The 25,358-nt window shown below is 52.9% G+C and carries 13 protein-coding genes; 8 read left to right on the top strand and 5 right to left on the bottom strand.

Annotated elements, in window-relative coordinates; all coding sequences use genetic code 11:
- Positions 1–44: 44 nt before the first annotated feature.
- The 3 genes from C5Y96_RS09500 to C5Y96_RS09490 all read right to left on the bottom strand — a co-directional run bounded on the left by C5Y96_RS09500 (position 45) and on the right by C5Y96_RS09490 (position 4,954).
- Positions 45–992, bottom strand: a complete 948-nt coding sequence (locus C5Y96_RS09500) for a formylglycine-generating enzyme family protein (RefSeq protein WP_158261158.1) — start codon at positions 990–992, stop codon at positions 45–47.
- Positions 993–1,103: 111 nt separating this feature from the next.
- Entirely contained in the window at positions 1,104–2,429 is a 1,326-nt protein-coding gene (locus C5Y96_RS09495) for a DUF1552 domain-containing protein (RefSeq protein WP_105352457.1), read from the bottom strand.
- Between the two features lie 29 nt (positions 2,430–2,458).
- Entirely contained in the window at positions 2,459–4,954 is a 2,496-nt protein-coding gene (locus tag C5Y96_RS09490) for a DUF1592 domain-containing protein (RefSeq protein ID WP_233198897.1), read from the bottom strand.
- A 537-nt stretch (positions 4,955–5,491) separates the two neighbouring features.
- On the opposite strand from C5Y96_RS09490, the gene C5Y96_RS09485 reads away from it, so the two are divergent.
- The 4 genes from C5Y96_RS09485 (at position 5,492) to C5Y96_RS09470 (ending at position 13,619) form a co-directional block, all read left to right on the top strand.
- Positions 5,492–8,638 carry an amidohydrolase family protein gene (locus C5Y96_RS09485; RefSeq protein ID WP_105352453.1) on the top strand — a complete coding sequence of 1,049 codons (3,147 nt, stop codon included), beginning with the start codon at positions 5,492–5,494 and terminating at the stop codon, positions 8,636–8,638.
- Positions 8,639–8,696: 58 nt separating this feature from the next.
- Positions 8,697–9,950 (top strand): amidohydrolase family protein, encoded by a 1,254-nt coding sequence (locus tag C5Y96_RS09480; protein WP_105352451.1) that lies wholly within the window; start codon positions 8,697–8,699, stop codon positions 9,948–9,950.
- A gap of 285 nt (positions 9,951–10,235) precedes the next feature.
- A complete protein-coding gene (locus C5Y96_RS09475; RefSeq protein WP_105352449.1) occupies positions 10,236–12,230 on the top strand; it encodes a DUF1592 domain-containing protein in 1,995 nt (664 codons plus the stop codon).
- Between the two features lie 33 nt (positions 12,231–12,263).
- A complete protein-coding gene (locus C5Y96_RS09470) occupies positions 12,264–13,619 on the top strand; it encodes a DUF1552 domain-containing protein (protein ID WP_105352447.1) in 1,356 nt (451 codons plus the stop codon).
- On the opposite strand, the gene C5Y96_RS09465 is transcribed toward C5Y96_RS09470, so the two are convergent.
- Positions 13,620–15,005, bottom strand: coding sequence for a hypothetical protein (locus tag C5Y96_RS09465; protein ID WP_199188666.1), 1,386 nt, complete (start codon positions 15,003–15,005; stop codon positions 13,620–13,622). It lies immediately after the preceding gene.
- A 63-nt stretch (positions 15,006–15,068) separates the two neighbouring features.
- Positions 15,069–18,032: a PVC-type heme-binding CxxCH protein gene (locus tag C5Y96_RS09460; protein WP_105352445.1), complete on the bottom strand. Its 2,964-nt coding sequence runs from the start codon at positions 18,030–18,032 to the stop codon at positions 15,069–15,071.
- A gap of 324 nt (positions 18,033–18,356) precedes the next feature.
- On the opposite strand from C5Y96_RS09460, the gene C5Y96_RS09455 reads away from it, so the two are divergent.
- From C5Y96_RS09455 to C5Y96_RS09440, 4 genes are all read left to right on the top strand, one after another.
- Entirely contained in the window at positions 18,357–19,754 is a 1,398-nt protein-coding gene (locus tag C5Y96_RS09455) for a glutamate decarboxylase (RefSeq protein WP_105352443.1), read from the top strand.
- Positions 19,755–19,763: 9 nt separating this feature from the next.
- Complete coding sequence (locus C5Y96_RS09450) at positions 19,764–20,621, top strand: hypothetical protein (protein ID WP_146115590.1); 858 nt, start codon at positions 19,764–19,766, stop codon at positions 20,619–20,621.
- Between the two features lie 181 nt (positions 20,622–20,802).
- Positions 20,803–23,889, top strand: a complete 3,087-nt coding sequence (locus C5Y96_RS09445; protein WP_105352439.1) for a PSD1 and planctomycete cytochrome C domain-containing protein — start codon at positions 20,803–20,805, stop codon at positions 23,887–23,889.
- Complete coding sequence (locus C5Y96_RS09440; RefSeq protein WP_105352436.1) at positions 23,886–25,355, top strand: DUF1501 domain-containing protein; 1,470 nt, start codon at positions 23,886–23,888, stop codon at positions 25,353–25,355. The genes C5Y96_RS09445 and C5Y96_RS09440 overlap by 4 nt, the downstream gene beginning before the upstream one ends.
- Positions 25,356–25,358: the final 3 nt, after the last annotated feature.

Here is a 25,358-nt window from a genome sequence, read left to right as displayed (position 1 = left end):
GAAAGTTCCTTCCGAGCATAGTTATAGTTGGTTTCGGGGAAAGGCTATTCTTCCTGGCGAACGATGCGGAAACCAATGTAGCTAAACGCATCATGGGCTTCAGCAAACGCCCGTACCGATGATCGGCATTGCAGAGGTGCCACGTACCAAGATCCTCCGCGTAGCGAACGCCAATCGCCATGTTGATGCTTTGGCGTATTATCGGGACCTTGCGGATCGACGATTGGCTCAGGTTGAGTCCGCGAGCCCTTCTTGCGAGCTTCGGAGAGCATGTCGTCATAGTAGCGATCGGAATACTTGTCTTGGCACCATTCCCACACGTTGCCATGGGTGTCGTAGATGCCCCAGGAATTAGCCTGAAACGACTTGGCTGGAGAGGTGAAAGCGAAACCATCCCCGTCGCCTGGCTCTAGACGCACAGTCCGCTGGCGAAGAACGTCTTCCGGGTGAAGTGCATACAAGGTCGCATCGGCCACGTTACCCACGGCGTATACACTGTCAGGCTCTTCACCACAAAAATATGAAGTGCGTGTGCCAGCGCGACAAGCGAATTCCCACTCCGCTTCGGTCGGCAATCGGTAGGCAATTCCCTCCTGCTTGCTAAGCCATTGACAGAATGCCTGGGCGTCGTGCCAACTGATGCAAGTTGCCGGATGATTGTCGGTTTGCTCGAATCCAGGGCTCTTCCAGTTGGCCCCTTCTATAAGCGAAAATCGATCGAGAGGTTCTTTTTCGTTGGGCTGAAACACCCAGGCCTTGCCAGCTTTCTCGGCGTCGGTTTGGTAGCCAGTGGCTTCGACAAAGGTACGAAACTGTGAAACGGTTACCTCAGTTTGTCCGATCCAATAGTCGTGCGATAGCCGAACCGGGAACGCTGGCTTCTCTACGTAGTCATGAATTTCACGCTGGTAGGCGCTCGCTTTGTGCTCGAGTTTCAAGCGGTGCTCGTCGAGCATACCCATCTCGAACTCACCTTGTGAAACATGAATCATGGACATGCCAAGAGAATTGCGCTGTAACTTGTTCTCCTCAGCTCGCATCTGGTGCTGCCAAAGGGAAAGTTGCAGAAGAGTCAGTGCAAGGAGTAACGCTCGACGTGTCATCTAACTTACCAACGCTTGAACAAGGCCAGTGCTGTCCTGAAATTGATTCCCGGTGTCGACGCCTACTCGGTCGAGCATCGTCTGCCAGACAGATGCCAGTGGGATTTCGGATTCCAGCTTCAAGTGTCCACAATGCTTGACGCCCAGTGCGTTGCCACCGCTGATGATCGTTGGGAGATTGTTCTTGCTATGCTCGAAGCCCATCCCGCTCGATAAGCCGAGAATTGTTCGGTCCAGCAGCGTTCCATCTGCTTCTCGGATCGACTTCAATCGATCCAGGAAATAGGCCCAGTGGGTCATGTAGATGGCATCGACTCGAGCTAGCTCCTCCAGGCTTTGCGGATCGTTCCCATGATGCGAGAGAGCGTGATAACCTTTGGACACGTTGAACTCGGGATAAACGCCTCCGGCTAATTCCTTGCGGACGACGTAGGAAACAACACGTGTTGAGTCTGTTTGAAATGCTAGAGCAATCAAGTCATACATTAACTTGGCGTAGTCGTCGTAAAGATAATCGCCGTTCCCTTCGGGGCCAGCCATTTTCTTTTCGTACGTTCCATGCAGGTCATCTGTTTCGACAGGAGGCTTCGGCGTGTCGGCCCACTCAACTCGGCGAGCTAACGACTTTTCGAGTTCTCGGACGGATGTGTAATATTGTTCCAACTGGTCACGATCCGTCTGCCCCAGGCGGCCAGCCAACTGCTTCGCGTCATCACGAACCAGGTCAAGAATCGATTGCCGGCGGCGGAACTCGTTCTTTTCCTCAGCTTTCTGCTCTTGAGTGTCCGGTCGAAAAAGTCGGTCGAAGAGCACCTTGGGATCGTTCTCGGCAGCAAGGGGTACGCCTTGCTCGTTCCATGAGATCGTCGCGAGAGCCTGACTTCCGTAGTTCGTTCCTCGATCTACAGACAACTGCAGCGAGGAGAAGCGCGTATCAGTGCCGATCGCGAGAGCGGCGTCCTGATCGGGGCTTTGCCGCTGGCGTTCCCCTTTGGCAATCGAAGTACTAAATGGATAAGCACCGTCGTGACCGCCCCCTGCTTTCAGGAAAGTACCATTGATCGCCGTGAACTGGCCACGGTGCTTATCAAGCGGCTTTAAAATGCGAGAGGCCTGGTAGTCGAGTCCTTCCTGTGTAGGCCAGAACTGCCGCATGTTCATGCCTGTGCCCAGGTAGAACATGCCTATCCGAGGTGGCGCTTGCGGTGTGGGTGCAGATAGAACGCTCGAAGGCATCATCGCTTCGAGGTAAGGAAGAGCCATGACCACCCCGCTTCCACGCAGGAAAGTACGGCGCGACATCCAAGGAGTCTTGGAGTTGGGCATGAGGATTCCATCCTATAAAAGTGCGCGAACTATTTGGTATGAAATGCGTGGCTGGCGACCACCCCATGTATTAGGGAGGTGATTTTATAATCGTTTGACTGCATCTGATGAGCAAGTTGATCGATCAATACGCGGTCAGTCGGTTCGATGGGCCGACCTAGTGCGTAGGTCAGCATTTTTTCCGCCAAACCATGTGCAAAGCGGTCTTTCTGATTGAGTAGTAGCGACTTGAATTCAGCGAAACTCTCGAATGTCTGTCCGTTGGGAAGCATGCCAGAGGCGTCAATCGGTGGCGTGTTACGACCGCGGAAGTCCTCTCCGTCCTGATGCGTTCGCCACGCACCAATGGCATTAAAGTTTTCCAGGGCCATTCCATAGCAATCAATCGTTCGATGACATGTCGCACACGAAGGAATCTGTTGGTGTTGAATTAATCGCTGGCGTACCGTCAGTTTCTCGCCTTGGATGTTCGGTTCGACTTCTCCGGCATTGGGAGGTGGTGGGTTCGGAGGGTCGTTAAAGAGAACCTCTCGGACATAAACACCTCGATTGACGGGCTTAGTCCGGTTGCCATCAGAACCACGCATGGCGACACCTGCCATGCCCAGTAGTCCGCCGCGAGGAGAATCTTTCGGCAGTGTAACCCGCTGGAAATGGTCACCATTGATACCATCGATGCCGTAGAACTTCGCGAGTCGTTCATTGAGCATGGTCCAGTCCGCATCGAAGAATAACAGTGCGGACTCGTCTTGCCGGAGGACCTCGTTAAAGAACGCGATCACCTCACCAACCATGGCTTCGCCGAGTGACTCGTCGTACTCCTTGTACAAATTGGCATCGGGCATGAAATTGCGGAACTCATCCGTTTTTAGCCATTGGGCTCCAAATCCCTGCACGAAACCTTGGCTCTTGTCATCAGCCAACATGCGATCGACCTGGGCTGAAAGGACCTCAGGCTGGCTCAGCTGCCCACTCTCAGCAAGTCGAAATAGTTCATCATCCGGCATGCTAGACCAAAGGAAGTAACTTAAACGAGAGGCAAGCTCCCAGTCATTCAACTCGCGTCGATGATCCGAGGAAGATGGTTCGACAATGTACAGGAACTTCGGAGAACACAGGATCGAAATCAACCCAGTGCGAACAGCATCTTGATACGACTCGCCGGCAGCAAGTTCCGAAAGGCAAAGTGTGACAACCTTTTTAATTTCATCTTCGGTGACGGGGCGTCGGAATGCTTGCGGAAGGAATTGAGTGAAGATGTCCCGCAGATAGGCTTCATCCTCGGTGGCATCCTCTCCACGATAGAAGAGTGATTCGTGGCTCTTGGGGGGCCACTGATCGTACAAAGGGCCTTCGCATTCGATCCAGTCGACGACAAGCTTGCGTAACTTGCTGGTGTTGGCGGCCTCGGGGTTGGGCTTGCCCCAGGTCAAGTTCTCCAGTTGCTGCCGCGATTGAAGACGCATCACCTTCTCGTAATCTTTGGCTGTTCCCGCTTTCTCTTGTTGGCGACGAATCTCATTCCCAACACGGCTGGTAAGTTGAAAGCCGGTCTGGTTCACAATCGAGACGTTATACTCGCCACACTTGGGATCGCGGGGGATGATGACCTCGTAAATCTTCGGCTCGTCGGTGACTTCGGTTTCCAGCAGCAGTTGTTGGTCGGCGCTGGGATGCCCTTGACGTACGCGCATGATGACTGGATCGCCATCCGTGCCGCGTTGTCCCCAGGCACGGACGCGGATACGGTACATGCCGTTGACGGGGATCTCGTTGCGGGTGCCGGGATACTTCATTACCCCGAACGAACGCGTCGAGCCCTGCATCAAGACTATTGCTTTTTCTTCACACTCAATACCAGGCGTGGCACACAAGTAGTCAATGGCTCGATTGTCGGCGATATCTTCCATCTCTAATCGCATCTTCTCGGTTGCGAATGGAGGTGGACCATCGACGATTGCTTTGTCCGCGATCCGCTGAGCGACTTCGAAATACTTGTCTAACAGAGACGGATCAAGCATCAGTGCAACCGACACTTTGTCGAATCCTTCGGCCGTACCGTCAGGCGGAAGCACGTTTTCAGGGCTTTCGCCTGGTAGAAACTTGAGGTGGAGAAGATCACGCACAGTATTGGTGTATTCGGCGCGATTCATTCTGCGGAGTATCACCCGTCCTTCTTTCCCGAGACTACTTCGTTCGGCCTGACGCAACTCTGCCGCAATCCAATGAGTGACGCTGGAAAGATCGTTCGTCGTGGGCACTGGTGAACCGTCTGGGGGCATCTCTCCCAGGTTCATCTTGTCCATCACCTCAATCCAAGTGCCGGCTGAGGTCGATTTGCTGAAGTCGTCGTCAAGCGTATCGAGTCGCAGGTCGGCTTCTTGGGTTTCAGAACCGTGGCAGTCGTAGCAATATGTTTTAAGGAACGGTCGAATGGTCTGCGAAAATGAATGCTTGGGAATGACATCCGCCGGTGACTGAGCGGGAAGAGATTCGACCAAAACCAATGCTGTCAAGATAAGCATGGCTATCAACGTACTGACTGGCGATCGCCTTGGTGAATAGCGGGGTGGATTCATTCCGAAGACCTGGAGAAACGGTTTGGCGACAAACCTTTCCGATGATGGGATTGGGGGCAACGAAAAGGAGGAGGCAAAGCGGTACCAGATTATGATCCAAAGTACCAAATGGTTTCAGTGTCCCGTACTGGATTTCGCCAAGGCCGCGTCGGGGAAATTGATTCAGGACACTCGTTTGGGATATACGTCTGTCAGGTAAAGACGCAGAGACCGCCTTTAGTCATTCTGGCGAAAGAAGATACGCGGGGAGACGAGAATCCTGACCTCGAGATTCGTGATTTGACCAAGAACTGGAAATAAATCGAAGGAATAGGCTCAACATCCTCAAGAGTGGTTGTAATCCTGCAAGATTATGTCAAAAATCGCGCAAAAAGATAACGAGCCGAATGTGGTTTCGGACTATCTTAGATGAAGAAGTGTCAGGCTCGGCACCGGGCACTTCTATTGCAAACTGACCGGAATTATCTCGTTAGAGTCTGCTAGATGAAACGTTCGTTCCCGCTTGCGATCCTCCTGCCAATTATTCTCTCGCTAACTGCTGCTGCTCAGACGTTCCCCCCAACGTCACGTCACGAAGATGGCTTGCATCGCCATCCGCTGCGAGTCTACGCACTTTCCGGTGGTCAAGTAATACGATCGCCAGGCAAAGACCCTGAGCCTGTGACGATTGTGATCCGTGACGAGAAAATCGTGGCGATTGGTGCCAAGGTTGATATTCCCGTGGAAGCAGAGGTCATCGACCTGGGTGGCAAGTTCGTTTACCCAGGCTTAATCGACAGTTACGCAGAAGTGTCGTTCGACCAAGCCAACAGTCGGCCGCCAACCAGTTACTGGAACGAAAACATCCGAGCGGACTTCGACGTTCGCAGCGTTCTTACAAGCAAGGAACTGGCGGCCGGTGATCTTCGTAAGCAAGGTTTTGTAGCCCGGCTGATTGCCCCACAAGATGGAATTGTCAAAGGGCGTTCGGCTATCTACGCATTGGGCCAAGATGATCTGTCGCAATTGGTGCTTCGCGATCAGTTTGCCCTGGCCGGGGAGCTGACACTAGGGAGACGACGAAGCCGAGGTAATTATCCGAACTCTCCGATGGGAGCCGTGGCCCTGGCTCGTCAGGCTTTCTATGACGCCCAGTGGTATCGCGATGCCCATCGAGCTGCTCATGCGGATGCCATGCTTCCGCTTCCAGAGCGGAACGTGACGCTGGACGCCATGCAGCCGTACGTCGATGGCAGGTTGCCTGTTATGATCGAGACGAGCAATGATCAGTTCCTTTTGCGGGCCGATGAGTTTGCCCGCGAGTTTGGCCTCGACATGATCGCCATCGGAAGCGGACGTGAGTATCGTCAACTGGACGCCATCGCCAAGACGAAGCGAACGATTATCGTTCCGATTGATTTTGCGAAGGCCCCTAATGTGGCGACGCCCCAAGCAGCGGATGATGCCACGTTACAAGCCCTCATGCACTGGGATCATGCACCGGAGAATATCGCGCGGCTACTTGATCGCAAGGTCGAAGTGTTGCTGACAACGCACCGGCTCGAGTCCCCTTCTCTGTTCTTGAAGAACCTTCGCATTGCCGTGCATCGCGGATTGAATGAAGCGGATGCCTTGGCGGCAATGACCACTGTGCCAGCCAAACGCTTCGGAATCGACAAGCAGCTTGGCACCATCGACGAGGGGAAACTGGCGAGCCTGGTAGTGACTTCCAAACCGCTATTTGATGACAAAGCGGAAGTTGTGGAAACGTGGGTCAATGGCCACCGGTACGAACATCATGATGATCTTCCACATGGTCTGGCAAGCGATTGGAAGATCTCGATTCAAGATCCCCCCGAGAAGACGGATCAGGTCCTGCTGATCAACGTGTCCGGAGACAAGACCCTGAAAGGGACCATTCGCCCAGCCGAAACGACTCCAAAGTTTAAGGACAAAATCGAACTCAAGTCGATCAAGTTCGAGGATGGTCAGATTACTGCACAGTTTGTTGCTGATAACTTTGGGATTAAGGGCGTTGCTACGCTCTCGATCGTCTACCAGGAAGACGTCGAAACACGATATGGCTCGCTCCGTTGGCCTGATGGATCGGTCACACCCGTAACGATGGTTCCTTCTGGTATGCAAGCGGAAGACAAAGAAGAGCCAAAGGAGACCGAAAGTAAGGATACCGAGAAGTCAGGGGAAACGAAGAAGGAAGATGAAGACAAGCCGAAACGGCTCCGCATGGCCAGTTTTCCAGTGCAATATCCGCTGGGGGCCTATGGGCGAGAGAAACCTGTTAAGCAGGAGTCGCTCGTAGCAATTACCGGAGCTACGATCTGGACGAGCGGCCCTCTGGGGAAAATCGACAAGGGCACGATCCTGATCAACAATGGCAAGATCGAGAAGATTGGGAAGAAGATCTCCATTCCCAAAGAAGCAGTCGTCGTGGATGCCACCGGCAAACATATTACCCCGGGGCTGATCGACTGCCATTCGCATATCGCGACCGATGGCGGGATCAACGAAAGCGGCCAAGCGATCACAGCGGAAGTTCGTATCGCGGACTTCGTCGACGCGGACGACATTACGATTTACTGGCAACTCGCCGGCGGACTAACGACCGCCAATGTGCTACATGGTTCGGCTAACCCGATCGGTGGGCAGAACCAGGTCATCAAGATGCGTTGGGGAACCAACTACGAAAATCTGAAGTTTCGGGAAGCTCCGGCCGGTATCAAGTTCGCCTTGGGCGAGAACGTAAAGCAGAGCAACTGGGGAGATGACTTCAATACGCGTTATCCCCAGACTCGAATGGGTGTCGAACAGGTGTTCCGTGACGAGTTTCGCGAGGCCCAGCAGTATCAAAAGGCTCATCAGGACTACGCTAAGAACAAACACGGTCTACCGCCACGTCGCGATCTTCAATTCGATGCGATCGTCGAGATTCTTAACGGAAAACGCTGGGTCCATTGTCATAGCTATCGGCAAGACGAGATCCTGGCTCTGATCCGGGTATTAGATGAGTACGATATCACGATTGGTTCGCTCCAGCATATCCTCGAGGGGTATAAGGTTGCCGATGCCATGAAGGAGCACGGTGCGACCGGATCAACATTCTCGGATTGGTGGGCTTACAAGGTCGAAGTGCGGGATGCGATTCCATTCAACGGAGCACTCATGCACAACCAAGGCGTCGTGGTTTCATTCAACTCTGACGACTGGGAAATGGGGCGACGTATGAATCAAGAGGCCGCCAAGGCAGTGAAGTATGGCAATCTGTCGCCGGAAGAGGCACTCAAATTCATTACGATTAACCCAGCTATTCAGCTTCGGATTGAAAAGTACGTCGGTTCGATCGAGCCTGGCAAACATGCAGACTTGGCGATCTGGTCTGGCCCCCCTCTTTCTAATTTCAGCGTCTGTGAACAAACATGGATCGACGGAATCAAGTACTTTGACCGTCTGGAAGAGCAACAGCGACATCAACAGATGGCCGAGATGAAGAATACGCTGGTGCAGAAGATCCTTGACTCCAGGGCCCCGATGATGGACGAAGGGGAATCGCTAGAAGATGGTTCTCAGTTGTGGCCACGCCACGATGAGTTCTGTCATGCCCACGACGAACACGAGCACGGTCACGAGCATTGATCGTGCGTACTGGTGTTCCTGACCGCATAGTACCGCCACCCACAGTAAGACATATACGATGCACTCTCCTATCCGACTGCTGACACTGTTCGCGTTTGCTTGCCTGGTCGGTGTTTCCGCTGCCTCCGATCAAATCCCCGGTGCCCTGCCGAAGGGACCGGTTGCAATTGTGGGAGCGACAATTCATCCCATTTCAGGACCGGCCATTAAGAAGGGGGTCTTAATCTTCGAGAAAGGAAAGATTACGGCAATTGGCGAAAAAATTGAGGTTCCTAAGGATGCTCATGTCATCAAAGCCGCCGGGAAGCATGTCTATCCGGGACTTTTTGAACCCTATTCCCGGATCGGCCTGACGGAAATCTCTTCGGTCAGAGCGAGTAACGACTATCGCGAATCAGGCAGTCTCAATCCTAATGTGAAGGCGCATGTCAGCGTCGACCCAGATGGTGAGATCATTCCGGTGACGAGATCTAACGGAGTTCTCTTGGCCATGACCGCCCCGTCTGGAGGCTTGATTTCCGGTCAATGTGCTGTGATGCAACTCGACGGTTGGACCTATGAGGACATGACCTTGCTGCCTCGTGCCGGGATGATTGTTTCCATGGACAGTGAAGAGGAAAAGGAGCGGTTGGAGTCGTTCTTTGACGAAGCAAGGCGTTACTACCAAGGACAACAGGCGAAGTCTAAGATCCTGCATGATGCCCGTTTAGATTCGATGGATAAGGTCCTGCGAGGAGAGCAGCCTATCATCCTTCATGCCGATCGAGCGAACGACATCACCCGGGCAATCACATTTGCCAACCAGCAGAAAGTGAGGCTTGTAATCTTTGGCGGATACGATGCCGTGAAGTGCCAAGAGTTGATGAAGCAATACGATATTCCGGTCATTATCTCGGCCATTCATCGTAACCCCCGCCGACGAGACGACCCCTACGATGCCGCCTACTCGCTGGCAAAGCGACTTCAAGATGCGGGAATTCGCTTTTGTATCTCAGGATACGAACGATCCAATGCGTGGAACGTCCGAAATCTTCCTTACCATGCGGCAACCGCTGTCGCGTTTGGTCTAAGCAATGAGGACGCAATGCGTGCGATAACGCTCTCGCCTGCAGAGATTCTGGGCGTGGGAGAACGCGTCGGTAGCCTGGAAAAGGGAAAGGACGCAACGCTGTTTATCTGCGATGGTGACCCTCTTGAGGCCGCGACACAGATTCAAACAGCCTGGATCGCTGGTAAGCCCGTCGATCTGAGCAACAAGCAAACAATACTCTACGAGAAGTATCAGCAGAAGTATAAACAGCCGAAGAATTAGTTAAGCCTATTTCTCTCCGACGATTGAGTCTTTGACTTCTGAGATGCGTTAGCGTGCTTCCTCCCCCTGGGCCAGCAGATGCCTGTGAGCCAGGTACTGGAACAGGTTGTCATCCTGCTTTATCCTGCGCGCAGTGCGTATGGACACCCAAGGGGGCAGCCCCTTATCGGTGTCGCGTAACTTTCTCGCACAAAAGGACTTGCAAAACGATCTGGTTTAAAATCGGTCTGTGAGATAGGATTAAGAGTCCTGCCCTATATTACCCCCGCCTTTAGGCCCCCGCCGATGCAACGACTCTTAAAGTGCGCTCGCGATTCGCGATACGTTCTATTCAGCCTGGTGCTGTTGAATATGTTCGTATTGTCGGAAAGCTCTGCTTGTCTGGCAGACGAGCTTTCCCCAGAAATGTCACGATGGGGTGAACGCTACGCAAAGGATATTTTGCCGATCATCCAGTCGCGATGCATCGAGTGCCACAGCGGTAAAGATTCCGACGGGGAATTTGACCTGAGTCGGTTCACTAGTGGTGACAGTGCTGCCAAGGCTGGCGACGTGTGGGATCGTGTTGCCCGTCGGATTCGCCAGAATGAAATGCCGCCGGAGGGAAGCCCCGGGCTGAACGATCCACAGAAGGGTGCTTTCAACGGGTGGCTCGACTCGCGTCCCAATCAGGATCTCTGCAACCAGCTGGCATCCGATGAAACCCAGGCCTGGTATCGCGGTCACGTGATGAGCCGACGTTTGACACGAACCGAATATCGCAACGCAGTTAAGGACTTGGTAGGACTCGAATTGAAATCGCACGAACTGCCACCTTCCGATGGGGCTGGTGGCGAGGGATTTGATACCGTCGGTGATGCGTTGTTCACGTCTCCGATTCATTTGGAAGCATATTTGGCATCTGCCGATCGAATCATCGAAACGGCATTGCCCAATACCCAAGATGGAGCTCCTTCGGATGTGATCGCGGCAAGAGAGGCAATCCTATCCGAGGCCTTTCTGACGCCTATTCCGAAAAGTGATGCCGAACGACGCGAAGCGGCTAAGCAGTGCATCCAGCGATTTGCGCGGCGAGCATGGCGACGACCGGTATCGGAAGAAGAGGTTGAGCGATTGCTGGCTATCTATGATGCTAGTCTTGCGAGAAGTGGCACCCCATTGACTGCTCTCCGAGAACCACTGAAAGCCGTACTTGTGTCGCCTCACTTTTTGTTCGTTGTTGAGTCGGAACCGGATGGCGGTGGTGTTCAGAGAATTACTGAGTATCAATTGGCAACACGCCTATCCCTGTTGATCTGGTCGTCAATTCCTGACGATCGGCTGCTTCAACTGGCTGACGAGGGAAAGCTCTTTGAGGAGAGCGTGCTGAGACAGGAAGTCCGCCGAATGCTATCCGATCCGAAGGCTGAGGCCCTGGGTGAAAATTTCGGTTTACAGTGGCTGGGGCTTCGCGAATTCGGCAACGGAACACGCCCTGATGCCGAAATCTTTCCGGAATTCAGCGACGCGTTGGCAGCCGATATGCGAGAAGAGGCTATTCTGACAGTCGCCAATGTATTCCGAGAAGATCAGCCGCTGACGAGACTAGTCGACGCGCAGTACATTTATGCCAATGGACGTCTGGCTGCGTACTACGGCTTGGCGATCGAAGAGAGTGCCGATTGGCAGCGAGTCGAGTTGCCTAATCGGCAACGGGGCGGCGTGATGACGATGGCCAGTGTCTTGACGTCTGCGTCTTACCCTCGCCGGACGAGCCCTGTGCTACGAGGAAGATGGATTCTGGAAGAAGTGCTGGGATCTCGTGTACCTCCACCTCCCCCCAATGTACCCGCTTTAGAAGAGTCGCATGAAGAAGGTAAGAACCTGACGCTGCGAGAGCGGCTTGAGGTGCATCGGCAGAAAGCGGAGTGCGCAAGCTGCCATAACCGGATGGACCCACTGGGGTTCGGTTTAGAGAACTTCGATGGCATTGGTCGGTGGCGGGAGAGCGACAACGGGCAGCCGATTGATTCGGCTGGCAAGCTACCTTCGGGAGACCAATTCAGCGGCCCGGAAGAACTGAAGACGGTGATCCTCAAGCGCAGTGGTGAATTTCAGAAACATTTCGTACGCAAGCTAATTGGATTTGCCTATGGTCGGGAACTCAGCAAGTTCGATAACTGTGTCGTTGATCATTGCTTGAAGAAGCTGAAGGAAAACGATCTGAAGGCAGCGGTACTAATCGAAGAGATCGCCCTGTCCTATCCGTTTCAGCATCGCTATTTCAAGTCGGACAAGTAAGAGACATAAATTCCATTGCCTGGAACTGTATCCATGAGAAAACAAATCCAATCAGCCAAGGCCCTCTCGCGTCGTCGTTTCCTCCAAGGATGTGGGGTCGCGCTTAATTTGCCGTGGATGTCGTCGCTTTCTCCGAGAATTGCCAGCGCAGATGAGGGCGGTGGTCCACCGGTTCGTTCTGCATTCCTGTACTTCCCCAACGGTGTCTGGGAAAAGGACTGGATTCCAAAAGAATCTGGCGATAAGTACGAACTTACCCCATCGCTGAAGCCTTTGGCGGACATACGTAGCGATGTTCTCGTGCTGACAGGGCTTGATAAGAAGCACAGCCACGGCGGAGATGGTCACTACGCCAAGACGGCAAACTTCTTAACCGGTATGCCAGTTACTAAGACGACCGGAAAGGACATCAGCAGCGGGGGAATCTCGGTCGACCAATTGATGGCTCAGCATACCGGGAAATTCACGCCGCTGCCGTCGCTGGAACTGGGTACGGAACCGGTGATCAGCGGAATCGACAGCAACGTAGGCTATACAAGACTGTACGGCTCGCATATCTCGTGGCAGTCTCCTACCCGCCCGGTGGCCAAGGAAATCAATCCGCGACTAGTCTACGAACGCCTGTTCGGAAAGACATTGACTCCCGATTCCGCCAAGGCTGAGTCGTACCAAAACTTGCTCGATTATGTGCTCGAAGATGCTCGGCGACTCAGGCCGAAGCTAGGTCGGGACGATCAATTCAAGATGGACGAATACCTCGATTCAGTTCGGGCTGTCGAGAAGCGAATCGAGTTCGCCACCAAGGGAGGAAGTGGCGACTCGCAGCCTGATGTCGACGACCACGTACTGGCCGCGGCCCGACCAGGGGTGCCCGGTGACTTTCGCGAGCACATTGCAATTATGCTGGACTTGATTGTGTTGGCGTTTCAAACCGATTCGACACGAGTGGCATCGTTGATGTTTGCCAATGATGTCTCCGGGCGAAATTTCTCATTCCTTGATGGTGTGAAAGGCGGGCACCACGAGCTCTCGCACCACGAGAACAAAAAAGAAAAGATCGAACAATATCAGCTAATCAATCGTTGGCACGTCGAGCAGTTTGCACAGATGTTGACGAAACTGCGAAGCATCAAGGAAGGTGACGGAACGCTGCTGGACAACTGCATGATTCTGTTTGGTTCCAGCATGTCGGACGGAAATCGCCACGATCCTGACAACCTCCCGATTCTCTTGGGAGGTCGCGGGGGACGAACTTTGAACTCCGGACGTCATCTTCCGGCAGAAGGCCAGGTTCCACTCTGCAACCTTTACCATGCGATGCTTGATCGCATGGGAGTTGAAGTGGAAGCGTTCGGAGATAGCACGGGACCTTTGAAAGATCTCGCCTAGCTATTTTGCGGAATCATCTTTCAGCAGCTTGCTGATCGCACCCATTAAAACCTGTTCGGATCGGCCAGAAACTCGCGACGCGGTACGGCTGGTTTCGTATCCGCCCTCACCGTAGGACACCTCGGTACCGATGTAGCCTGGGGCATAGTCGCCATATGCGGCCATGGCAACAAACAGATCCGGTCGTAGTTTCTGTGCAGCGAGTTGATACTCCACGAATAACTCACCTGGCATATGCAAGATTCGGGCATCCCCAATCGTCAGGCACTCAATGGAAATCGCGTCCCCTGCTTCATGGCGGCGCAGCCAGGCTAGTTCGCGAGCAGCGCGGAAGTGAGTCAATCGGTCGAGTGATTTATTCTTCAGTTCGCTGATTGCTTCTTCCTTTTGAATGTAGGGTGAAAGCGGGAGAAGCACATCGACCGAAGCCAAAGCGACATCATCTGCTTTGATGGGCTTTCGCTTGGTTTCATCCCAGGCCCGCTTCATCCCTTCCTCGACACGCTTGGTAAGGACTGCCCGATTCTCCTTCGCGCCGTCGTTCCACTTCCCTGCCCCAATATTTCCACCAGCTCCGTTGAAATGGATATGGAAAGTACCGGTGCTCTCTTCGCGGGCATTGCGAGCCATTCCTGGGAAATCAGGGTTAGCGAGTCCCGTTCGGTAATAGCTTTGCGGATGGGTTGCGTAGTAGGTCATGACCGCCACGGGCTGCTCCCCATTCCAGAAACTAATGGATTTGCACATTGGATCAATCGTTCCGATTGGCTGATCACGAACGACAGGATCTTTGGTTGCCGTGTAGCGAACGTACTTCACTTTTCCGTCGGGGCCAAGGATTCTACGGTTCGAGGCGACCTTCTCGATTTCGGCCTGGCCGGTGCCGATGTGTGTTACGGTTTGCAAATTCTTTAACGACTGCTTGGCTGCCGCAGCAGCTCTTTTCTGCACCTCGGCAATAAATTTCAGGTCAAACATGTCGTAGTCTAGGTCGAATTCATCGAACACGGCCTGGGTGGTGGCATCACAGCGCGGTGCATCGTGTTGGTGAATCGCATGAACGACGACATTCTTGGGATCAGTGCCAACGGCTTCGGCAATCGCTTCTTTAAATGCTTTCTGAGAATCACTGGAAACCCCCAGCCAATCGACGGTGCACAGCACGTATGTTTGCTGCCCTTGAAGGATGATTCCGCGGAAGGAAAGAGGCATCTGAATTCCCTTGGTCGGGTCGTACGCAAGCGGACTGCCGATCGGAGGGGATGCGTCGATCTCGAAGGTTGCAACCTTAAATGTCTCGGCTTGTAATTCGGTAATAGCCGTGGCTGTGATGCCTAAGGTCAGCAGTAGGATCGCAAGGGCATAAGGATATCGGGCGAGTGTCATGGGAAAGATCCTTGAAGGCAGGTCGTTTGAAATGTGCCTGGTATCGGTTGAATCCATAGAAGCTCACTCGGATTGAGTGATGTATTTGAGGAGGTCGGACATTGCCTGCGGGTTGATTACTTTTTCGAGCCCCTCTGGCATGAGTGATACGCCCGTGCTGCGAAGTTGATGAATATCGATCCGCAGAATTGTTTCAGATTTATTGTCTGCTTGAACAAGTGTAATGCTTGTGGCGGTCTCATTGGTGATGACTCCCGATATCGTTCTTCCGTCGCTGGTCAGGCAGATATAATTCATATACTGCGGATTGACTTCTGCATTCGGATTCAGAATGTTCACAAGTATGGCCTCTGCCCCACGGTTTTTCATCGCGGCTAGGTTCGGTCCAAGGGGGTGCCCTTCCCCATTTAGCTGATGGCAGGCCGTGCACTGTTTAGTGAAAACAAGATGCCCTCGATCTTTGTCGCCTTCGAGCGTAAGTGCTAAGCGATATGCATTGATGATCTCCGCTCTATCAGAACGTGCATTGCGATTGAGCAGCCCGTCGATCTGTTGGCCTCGCTCCGCTGAGAGGATCGGCTTTAGCTCGGCGAGCTGTGATATATTGATTTCCGAGGGTTGAATAGTCTTTTCCTGGATCGCATCCAGAAGCATGCCAACCCAGTTTGCTCGTGATCCGAGGAGTTGAGCCGCTTTGGTTCGCATGCCAGGAGCCATGCTCGGCCAATAGTCAATGACCAGTTCTGCCACTTGTGGGTCATTGAATTGTTGCATTGCTTTGAGGGCCGCTTCCTGCAGTGCCAGCGGCTGGGACGGTTCTAATAGTTCGCCAAAGACGCCAGGGTCAAAGCGATCAAATCTAATTACATTAAGCGATTGGATGCGAGCAGCGATGGGGGCATCACCATCTGCAAGTGTTCGCTTTGCTTGGGCAACCATGTTGTTGATGACGATCTCGGACTTACCCTTGGTGGTTTTTGCGAGCTGTTGAGCGAGTGCGCTGCCTGGAAGCATGCCTAGATGAATGATCGTAAATTCGCAAATTTCAGGTTGATCGCTGCTCTTAGCGGAGAGAAGGCGGGCAACTATGTCAATGTCTTCGGGGAGTTGTTGCTTGCCAATCTGGCCGGCAAGGGATGATAGCAACTGCCGGGGGGCATTCTCGTGCGTTGCCAAAGTGGCAAACAACGAGCCTGCACCGGTCGTAAGTGAACTTTGAATCGCGGCAAGAAAGTCGTAATCCTCTCCGTCGGAAAGGGCTAGTTGTCTGAGAACATTGACCTTATCTTCTTCCGGAAGGTAGCCGGCTGAGAGGGCCAATTGAAACCTAACATGCACATCTGAATCATCCGCGAGACGGATAACCTCATTTCGAAGTTCGGGTGAGTCTTTGAGCAGCGATTCAGATAGGCGAACGGCATGCTGTCGCACACGTGGGTGTTCGTCGCGCATGGCAGAAAGCAGAACCTGGGGTGATAAGTGATCTAAACCAGCTAATGCTGAGAGAGAGATCACTCGCCCTTCTGCCAGGGATGCATTGGTGACGCTGGTTTCCAGGAGTGGCACGATGGAGATGTCTTGTCGTTCGTAGATTAGACGTGCTGCGGTCTCTCGATGCCACGAATTGGTATGAGTCAGCAAGGGGACCAACTCAGCCGTTGACATCTGGGACAAGCGAGGTGTTGGTCGTCGTTGGTAGTCACTGGCAGCAATACGGTAGATGCGCCCTCGATCCCGTCCACTGGTCAAGTCAAGATGCTTCTTGATCATGGGAGGCAGGGACTTGGGATGCTCAATCACCTCTCGATACATGTCCGCCACATAGAGGGAGCCATCCGGGGCATTGGCGTACTGAACGGGACGAAACCAGATATCGCTTGAAGTTACGAACTCTTCCCCTTCGTCAATTCGAATGCCCTGGTAGGCAACGCCTTGTTCAATGAGTTGTTTGCGGTGAATCAAGTTGCTGCCGACATCGCCAATGATAGCTAAGCCCTGATATCGCGCGGGCCACGCATCCCCGCGAAAGATGGTGACTCCGGTAGCACCTGTGAAGTAACCCGCCGGCCGTCCTCCCCCTTCGACAATTCCGGGAACAATCTTGGCGGCACGCAGCTTCGTACGAATGACGCGCCACGCCTCGACAGGGCTCGTTCGATAGACTTCAGCTTGGGGGCCATCTTGGGCGATACTGCGGCGTACAGAGGAGACACTCAGATAAGGATTGCGTGCCAGATAACGATCCTCGAAGACAATCTGCTGCAAGTGATCGCTGTTGCTACATGAAAACTTCTCGCCCCAACTGTTCATGCTCATGCCATGCTGGCCACCGCCACTAATGGCGATCATATCCATCGTGAGTGGATCAATGGAAAAATCACGGCCTCGCAGGGGAATTGGCTTGCCTGTTGGTTGCCCTTCAACGACCTTCCGCACACTTCCACCGCTTGAGCTTGTGACGCCGTGAATACGGTTGTCGATTCCCCACTTTAGCGTGTTTAGCAGGCCTTGTACGTTCGATTTATTGAAGCCTGTGAAGAGGACACGTTGCTCGTCTGCCTTGCCATCTCCATCGTTATCCTTCAACCAAAAGATGTTGGGGGCGGCACCCACGAGAACGCCGCCTTGTGTGCAGCAAATCGCAGTTGGCCAGGAAAAACCTTCAGCGAAAACGGTGCTCTGTTCGTAAGTGCCATCGTCGTCAACGTCCTCAAGAAGTCGTACGCGTCCAAGGACATCGCCATCGTCTTCGGAGTAGCCACGCATCTCAATGACAAACAGACGGCTATCCGCATCGAATGCCATGGCAACCGGGTCAACAACGTTCGGCTCGGCTGCTGCCAACTCGATACGAAACCCATCGGCAACCTGAAATGCTTTCAGGGCATCCGATGTTTCCAGTGCCGGGACTGGCAGCAACTGATCTTTGTAATCAGGTTCTTCGGCGAGACATGCAATGGATAGAAATGCGATCGCACTGCTAGTCCCCAGAGCTTTCAGGACGGAATGGATATAACGTGGTATCATTATGGCGATGGTAAGTTCAGGAGAAGGAAACAGGTGAATCAGTTCGCAGATGGCGAGGTGGCGGGATCCGCTGGAATACCCAAGCGGGCAAATAAGCACATCTCCGAGTTTAAAAGTTCTGCTTGGAAATGGGAATCATATTTCTGATGATTTTCGCGGAAAGCATGTCTGCCCTCATAAAGTCATGCACGTGAGACGCTATAAAATCTTAACGCGTAAAGCATTCAGCTTCGCAAGAAGTTTTTCCGATGGTGTATGATGGAACCACTCTGATGAGTGTCTGAGATACGTGACCATCGATGATCAATGTGGGAGGGTAAGACGATGTCGCTGCATTCCAAGCGAAACGTACGTGAAATGCTGGACGATGACATCTATGCATCGAATGACCTTTCGACTCAGATTCCCAAGTACAAGTTTCCTCCCGAGGAAAGCGATCCGCGGCATATTTATTCGATCGTTCACGACGAGTTAATGCTGGATGGGAATTCGCGTCAAAACCTGGCAACCTTCTGTCAGACATGGATCGAGCCGGAAGTTCACAAGCTGATGGATGAGTGCATCGACAAGAATATGGTCGATAAAGACGAGTATCCTCAAACGGCCGAAATCGAAGCTCGCTGCGTTCACATGCTGGCCGACCTTTGGAACTCTCCACGCGGGGCCGATACCGTCGGATGCTCGACAACCGGTTCCAGTGAGGCCGCCATGCTGGGTGGCATGGCGATGAAACGCCGCTGGGAAGCCAAACGGAAGAAGGACGGCAAATCGATCGAAAAGCCAAACCTCATCACAGGACCAGTGCAAATCTGCTGGCATAAATTCGCTAGATATTGGGATATCGAACTGCGGGAAATTCCCTTGGAGAAAGACCGGTTTATTATGACACCGGAAGAGGTAATGAAACGCTGTGACGAGAACACGATCGGTGTCGTGCCGACGCTAGGAGTGACTTTCACGTGTCAGTTCGAACCAGTAGAAGCGGTTTCAAATGCACTTGATCAGTTCGAGAATAAAACGGGGATTGATATTCCCATTCACGTGGATGGAGCTAGTGGTGGTTTCCTGGCACCGTTTTGTGCGCCGGACCTGGTATGGGACTTCCGACTTCCCCGCGTTAAATCGATTAACAGTTCTGGACACAAGTTTGGGCTTGCACCACTTGGGGCCGGCTGGATTATCTGGCGCGAGGAATCTGACCTGCCTGAAGAGCTTGTGTTCTGGGTTAACTACCTTGGGGGCAACATGAGGGATATCGCCCTGAATTTTTCGCGTCCTGGCGGTCAGATCGTTTGCCAGTACTACAACTTTCTGCGACTTGGCAGAGAAGGTTATCGGCGAATTCATTTGGCATGCTACGAGACGGCCCAGTATCTCTCGGAAGAAATTGCCAAGCTGGGGCCATTTGAAATTATTTACGGTGGGGAAATGTATTCAGGCATTCCCGCGCTCTGCTGGCGCATTCGCGAAGGCACAACCCCAGGATTTACGTTGTATGATCTTGCCGACCGGCTGCGTGCTCGCGGTTGGCAGGTCCCTGCGTACTCCCTTCCAGCGAATCGCCAAGATCTTGTAATTCAACGTATTTTGGTGCGTCATGGTGTGAGCCGCGATTTAGCGGCTCTCTTGCTAGAAGATATGAAGCGGGCACTGGAGTATTTTGAAAAGCACCCGATTCAAGCTCCACTGACCGAAGAAGAAGCGTCTGGATTTCATCATTGATTGGTTGGCATGGATCAAATTGATCACACGCGGGAGTTGCCCGAATGTATCGAGGTGAATGGCCCATTTCCCTTTAAAACCCATCGCACTTTTCGTCACGCAAGTGGATTGCTTCAGGATTGGCATTCTCGGCATCACCGGAAAAGGATTCTTCGCCGCGTGCCACTGGGGACAAAATTGCTGGCACGATTGGTTGCCCAGGGTGCGTGGCTTCCGCAGGAATTGAATTGGTGGATCGGCGTTTTGTTTGCGATTGGTGCTGTGTTCTTTTGTGTTGCGAGTATCTTTTGCTTACTCGATGTTGCGACGAAAGCAGCTAACGTAGTTTATTTTCTGGGGTCGATACCGTTCACGCTGGCGGCATACTTTCAGCTATACCAGGCAGCCAATGCAGATCCGTTACCGTCTGTTGCCAGCGAAGGGAGCTTTCGGCGTTCCTACTTCGGTTGGCAGCCCTCGGATATAGGCTGGTTGAGCTGTGCGACTCAGTTTGTTGGTACCTTATTGTTCAATTTCAACACGTTCGATGCGATGTTGCCTTCACTCTCTTGGTTCGAGCAGGATTTACTGGTGTGGATTCCCAATCTAATTGGCTCGGCCCTGTTCCTGGTTTCTGGCTACCTGGCATTTATTGAAGTCGGGCATTCATATTGGGCTTGGATGCCAAAAGATCTTTCCTGGTGGGTAACGTTTGTAAATCTTCTGGGATGCATTGGCTTCATGGTCTCAGCAGTTCTGGCGATTACGTTACCAGGGCAGCCGGAACCTCTTCGAGTGACGCTATCGATCGTTTTTACGCTCCAAGGCGCTTTTTGCTTCTTTTGGGGAGCCTTGTTGATGCTCCCCGAGGCCTCACCGGCCAAATAAATAACTTGCAAGGCTTGGTGGAGATTCAGCTCTTAAAGGCCTGGAAGATAAAAGTAGAATTTTCTGTAGGCCTAATCTTGCCTGATCTGCTAAAATAAATGTGATCGCCTAAACGCTTAGAAATTGCGATCTTCAAGTCTTTTCCTTCCTTTTATCCTACCTCAATTCGCCCGATTCCATCATGTGGCATCGTCTTAACTACTTTTTCCCAGTGGTTGCATTGGTATGCGCGACGGCAGCGGCCGAGGAGCATATTGATTTCAATCGTCAAATACGCCCGATTCTTTCGGATCGATGTTATCAATGTCATGGTCCGGACGAAGAAAAACGACACGGTGGATTTCGGCTTGATGTCCGGGAAGGTGCCATCGTGGAGGCGGATTCGGGAAGTATCCCGGTGGTTCCCGGCAAGCCAGACGAAAGCGAACTGCTCTTGCGTTTGCTGACGGATGACGAGTCGATGCAGATGCCTCCTCCTGAGTCCAAGAAGCCGCATCTTACCAAACGTGAGATCGACCTTATCAAAGCGTGGATCGAGCAAGGTGCGGTCTGGTCACCTCATTGGTCGTTTATTCCTCCGAAACGTCCGGAATTGCCCGCAATTGAAAAGTCTAATTGGGTTCGCAATCCAATCGATCAATTCGTCCTAGCTCGACTGGAAAAGGAAGGGTTAGCTCCTTCTGCGGAAGCTGACAAACGAACATTAATCCGTCGCGTGACACTTGATTTGACGGGTCTTCCGCCTACGCCAAAGCAGGTCGAAGAGTTCATGGCTGATGAATCCCCCGACGCCTACGAGAAGGTGGTCGATCGGCTCTTAGCATCTCCGCACTATGGCGAGCGTATGGCTTGGCCGTGGCTGGATGCGGCGCGATACGCGGACACGAATGGCTACCAGGGGGACCCGGAACGCACGATGTGGCCCTGGAGGGATTGGGTGGTCAACGCGCTGAACAAAAATATGCCGTTCGATCAGTTTACCGTTGATCAATTGGCCGGAGATCAAAGGCCAAACGCAACGCATATGCAGGTAATCGCGTCCGGCTTTAATCGAAACCATATGCACAATGGCGAAGGTGGTCGAATTGCCGAGGAAACGCGCGTTGAAAACGTCTTCGATCGAACTGAAACGACTGCCACCGTTTGGCTTGGCCTGACCTTCACTTGCTGTCGCTGTCATACACATAAGTTTGATCCGATCACGCATACGGAATACTTCGCACTCTATGACTTCTTCAATCAAACATCGGAAGCAGGAGGAATTCGAGGAGGAGCGGTTCCGCCGGCGATCGCCTATATGAGCGAAGAAAGTCGCTCGATGCTGAACGAGTACGATCAGCAGATCGCTAATTTAAGACAACAACTTTCAAGCGATGATGCGGCGGCTGATTCGGCACAGGCCCAATGGGAAGAACAGCAGCGTGCCACTGAGCCCTGGTCCATGCCGACTCTGGTCGAATACCATACCGGCGGAAAGTCGAAGCTGGTCCAACTCAAAGACGGCTCACTGAGGGCCGAAGGCGATCGTCCGGATCAGGATGTTTACACCATTGTTGCGCGTACCGATCGCCAGAACCTGAAATCAATTCGCCTTGAAGCAATCAAGGACGATGTAGCCTCACCGGTAGGCAGTACAGGAAGAGCCGACAATGGCAACGCGGTACTCAGCGAATTCGAGGTCTTCGTCCGACCGCTTAACGCGTCCGCTGACGGTGAAACACCTGTGAAGATTGTAAGCGGCAAGGCAGAGCACGCGCAAAGCGGGCACCCGATTGAGGCCGCTTTCGACGGCGAAACTGCTGGCGGTGGCGGATGGGCAACCGAAGGCTTCAACCGGAAGGAAAGCAATACAGCCATCTTTAATACAAAGGAACCCTTCGGCTACGAAGGGGGAACGGAAGTTCGCTTCGTAATTCGCTGCGAGTCGAAGCACGTTGCTCACACGCTGGCACGGATAAGGCTATCCGTCGGGGATGCCGACGGTAAAGAATCGTTTCCACCAGAGATCTTGCAGATTCTTAGTAAGTCTGTGGATTCGCGATCCGGTCAAGAAGCGAGCCAGTTACGTCGACTCTTTCGCAGCAAGTTCTATCCTGGCAGCAGCGCTAGTGGACAGTCCTATCAGCAACTTGCTCAGCTGATCCAAAAGGCGGAAGCAAGTCGCACAAAACTGCGTGAGTCGCTCGACAAGACCAAGGTTATGGTCATGGATACGCTTGAGAAAGGTCGCGAAACGCGAATTCTCGAAAAAGGACTGTACAACAAATCCATTGGCGACGTCGTTTCTCCAGGTGTTCCGAAGGTACTCCCTTCACTTCCGGCCGACGCTCCCCGCGATCGTTTGACATTAGCTAAGTGGCTGGTCGACTCGAACAACCCGCTAACGTCGCGCGTCATTGTGAATCGCTATTGGCAACTGTTTTTCGGTAGTGGACTGGTGACGACGCCTGAGGACTTCGGCACGCAGGGAAAGCTGCCTTCACATCCAGAGCTATTGGATTGGTTGGCCGTAGAGTTTCAAACCAGCGGTTGGGACGTCAAAGCGATGCACCGCTTGATCGTTACGAGTGCAACCTATCGGCAAAGTTCCTATCAATCGCCGCAGCTTCGTGAACGCGACCCGCAGAATGTATTGTTGGCTCGGCAAAGCAGGTTCCGATTGCCGTCGTGGATGATTCGCGACCAAGCGCTGAGCGTCAGTGGTTTAGCTAAGCTTCAGCTAGGTGGTCCACCGGTCAAGCCGTACCAGCCAGAAGGGATCTGGGCAGAGGCAACCTTTGGCAAGAAGAAATACCAACAAGACCATGGTGATGCTTTGTATCGCCGTAGTTTGTACGTGTTTTGGCGACGTATCGTTGGTCCAACCATGTTCTTTGACGTGGCAAATCGACAGACATGTTCGGTGGAAACGGCAATCACAAATACGCCGCTGCATGCGTTGACGACACTTAATGACGTCGCCTACATCGAAGCTGCGCGAGGGCTGGCATCCCGCGTCATCTTGGAAAACAAGCAGCCAGACGACCGGATCCGAGAAGTTTATTCATATCTTCTGTCACGGCCGCCAAGTGAACAAGAGTTGGAGATCGTTCGTCGTCGGCTTGAGCTTCTCGTAGCCGAGTTCAACGGTAATCCTGCCAAGGCCCAGGAATTGTTGTCGATTGGTGAGTCGAAGCCCAATGACTCGATTCCGCCGGTCGAATTGGCCGCCTATACCGCACTTTGTAATGCCCTGATGAACTTAGACGAGGTTCTCAATCGACCATGAGTGCCCATAACCTTGCCAGTCCTCAGAAAGACCATGCGATCGCAATGACGCGCCGCCAACTATTGGGCCGTGCCGGTATCGGACTAGGGAGCGTTGCGCTGGGTTCGTTATTGGGGGGCAATTCTTTGGCGGGCTCCGCGGGCGATTCCTTCTCATTGCCACACTTTCCGCCGAAGGTAAAGCGAATCATCTACCTATTTCAGAATGGAGCACCATCGCACGTCGACTTATTTGACTACAAGCCAAAACTTAAGGAATTGCACGGAACGCAGATTCCTGACGAAGTTGTGGGGGGGAAACGTTTCAGTACGATGACGGGTGGCCAGACGGCTCGTCCTTGCCTTGCTCCGATTACAAAGTTTGCCCAGCGAGGAAATAGCGGTACTTGGATTGCTGAAGACTTCCTGCCACATACGGCGGAAGTTGTCGATCAGCTGTGCTTCATCAAATCGATGCATACGACTCAGGTGAATCATGCTCCAGCGATTACGTTCTTCCTCACCGGTGCCGAAATGGCCGGACGTCCTAGCATGGGAGCCTGGTTGACTTATGGGTTAGGATCAGAGACTCAGGAGCTTCCGGCATTCGTAGTCATGACCAGCCGCGACAAGGAAGCCTCGTGCGGGCAGATCTTCTACGACTTCTATTGGGGTAGCGGATTTCTTCCCAGCAAGTATCAGGGAGTAAAATTCCGCGGTTCCGGCGATCCGGTACTGTACCTATCCAACCCAACAGGTATCAGCCGGGAAATGCGTCGAGGACTCTTGGATGATCTGGCTCAATTGAATGGACTGGCTGCGGAAAGAACTGGGGATCCAGAGATTTCCACGCGTGTCGCTCAGTATGAGATGGCCTACAAGATGCAGGCTTCCGTTCCTGAGCTAACCGACTTCTCCCAGGAACCGCAGCACATTCTCGATATGTATGGGCCAGATGTGCAGCGAAAGGGTTCGTTCGCCTACAACTGCCTGATGGCGCGAAGGCTTGCCGAACGTGGCACTCGTTTCATTCAGCTAATGCACGCAGGCTGGGATCAGCACCGCAACCTCAACACGCAGTTAAAGATTCAGTGTACCGATACGGATGCTCCCAGCTCGGCACTGGTGAAAGATCTTCAGCAGCGCGGATTATTAGACGATACGCTGATTATCTGGGGAGGAGAATTCGGACGGACGCCGTTTCTGCAAGGTGCGATCTCAGAAACAAAAACCTGGGGCCGTGACCATCACCCGTATGTCTTCTCGCTTTGGATGGCTGGCGGTGGTATCAAGCCTGGGTTTTCGTACGGTGAGTCAGATGACTTTGGCCACAACGCCGTCGTCGACCCAGTACATGTGCATGACTTGCAAGCGACGATACTGCATCTGCTGGGGATTGATCATGAACGGTTCACGTACCGTTTTCAGGGACGTGATTTCCGTTTGACCGATGTGCACGGAAATCTGATCAAGCCGATTCTTTCATAGCGT

The sequence above is a fragment of the Blastopirellula marina genome (assembly GCF_002967715.1).
GTDB classification, from domain to species: domain Bacteria; phylum Planctomycetota; class Planctomycetia; order Pirellulales; family Pirellulaceae; genus Bremerella; species Bremerella marina_B.
The sequence above is the reverse complement of the archived record's forward strand: the minus strand, read 5'-3'. Positions and strand labels throughout refer to the sequence as shown.

Excerpts from the sequence above, each read along its gene's own strand:
- C5Y96_RS09500 (WP_158261158.1), bottom strand. The coding sequence starts at position 992 with ATGATTCATGTTTCACAAGGTGAGTTCGAGATGGGTATGCTCGACGAG.
- C5Y96_RS09495 (WP_105352457.1), bottom strand. The coding sequence starts at position 2,429 with ATGCCCAACTCCAAGACTCCTTGGATGTCGCGCCGTACTTTCCTGCGT.
- C5Y96_RS09490 (WP_233198897.1), bottom strand. The coding sequence starts at position 4,954 with ATGCTTATCTTGACAGCATTGGTTTTGGTCGAATCTCTTCCCGCTCAG.
- C5Y96_RS09485 (WP_105352453.1), top strand. The coding sequence starts at position 5,492 with ATGAAACGTTCGTTCCCGCTTGCGATCCTCCTGCCAATTATTCTCTCG.
- C5Y96_RS09480 (WP_105352451.1), top strand. The coding sequence starts at position 8,697 with ATGCACTCTCCTATCCGACTGCTGACACTGTTCGCGTTTGCTTGCCTG.
- C5Y96_RS09475 (WP_105352449.1), top strand. The coding sequence starts at position 10,236 with ATGCAACGACTCTTAAAGTGCGCTCGCGATTCGCGATACGTTCTATTC.
- C5Y96_RS09470 (WP_105352447.1), top strand. The coding sequence starts at position 12,264 with ATGAGAAAACAAATCCAATCAGCCAAGGCCCTCTCGCGTCGTCGTTTC.
- C5Y96_RS09465 (WP_199188666.1), bottom strand. The coding sequence starts at position 15,005 with ATGACACTCGCCCGATATCCTTATGCCCTTGCGATCCTACTGCTGACC.
- C5Y96_RS09460 (WP_105352445.1), bottom strand. The coding sequence starts at position 18,032 with ATGATACCACGTTATATCCATTCCGTCCTGAAAGCTCTGGGGACTAGC.
- C5Y96_RS09455 (WP_105352443.1), top strand. The coding sequence starts at position 18,357 with ATGTCGCTGCATTCCAAGCGAAACGTACGTGAAATGCTGGACGATGAC.
- C5Y96_RS09450 (WP_146115590.1), top strand. The coding sequence starts at position 19,764 with ATGGATCAAATTGATCACACGCGGGAGTTGCCCGAATGTATCGAGGTG.
- C5Y96_RS09445 (WP_105352439.1), top strand. The coding sequence starts at position 20,803 with ATGTGGCATCGTCTTAACTACTTTTTCCCAGTGGTTGCATTGGTATGC.
- C5Y96_RS09440 (WP_105352436.1), top strand. The coding sequence starts at position 23,886 with ATGAGTGCCCATAACCTTGCCAGTCCTCAGAAAGACCATGCGATCGCA.